1 protein-coding gene is annotated in these 896 nt (G+C 39.2%); it reads left to right on the top strand.

Translation table 11 applies throughout. From position 1 onward, the window contains the following. Window positions 1-271: 271 nt before the first annotated feature. The coding region (locus A9E74_RS13770; RefSeq protein ID WP_176718946.1) for a hypothetical protein at window positions 272-896 on the top strand (625 nt) is incomplete at its 3' end.

Below are 896 nucleotides of genomic sequence, written 5' to 3'. Positions count from 1 at the left end.
ACATCACAAATACAGAGGGGTGACGTAGATGCCAAACTACATAATTTCTTGGGCATGATTTCCATATTCTTCTTGAGTGGACTAGTGCAAGCAGACTGCATAGTCACTACGTTTCTAAATTCTTCCAGAGTATTGTATGTAAACCCAACGAAATGGCAGCGATCAGCTGGCTAAAATTTATAATTACAATCTAGGCAATCTACGCAACCCATATGAACCGAAACAGATTGTTGCATTTCAAAATATAGAGCAAGCCATCGCTACACAAAAAGTGGAAAATGGTGATCTTATACTTATAAAAACGGGATCAAGCTGGACAAAATACGATGTAGCAAAACAAAATGTAGCTTCTGATTTTAATAAGTTAAATACCCAAATAAGTTCTTATTCCCAGCAACAATGTGCTGGAGAAAATCTTACTTGGGTACCATCAGCTGTAACTGAACCCAAACCTTCAGAAAATACAGCCGTAACAGAATTTACTAATACCAACGATATAGCCGTCGCTAAGGCAGAAATAGTTGAGTCGAATAACGCCCCAACAACTACTTATTCTGCTGAATCCACTCAAGGAAGTTCAACATCATCTTCTACAGGTGGCAAAAAAAGCTCTGGTGGCTCTAGTTCAGGAGGTTCAAGTACCAACTCCAATTCCAGCCCAAGTGATAATCTTCAAATTGGAGCTAATCAGTCAACCGAAAATACACGTACTCTTCAACAAAAACAGAATACTTCTTCTGTTAAAAACAACACAGACATAACCCAAGATATTATTACTGAACCTGGAACATCTGAGACTGGATCTGCTTTGCCTGAGACCGAGCAGGAGAGTGTCTTTGAACCAAACATACCCGAAGAAATTATTGCCGACATAGGCAACGAACAAACTATTCCAG

Origin of the sequence: Methylophaga muralis (assembly GCF_001720165.1) — a bacterium.
Classification (GTDB): Bacteria; Pseudomonadota; Gammaproteobacteria; order Nitrosococcales; family Methylophagaceae; genus Methylophaga; species Methylophaga muralis.
This window is presented reverse-complemented; position numbering and strand designations above follow the sequence as displayed.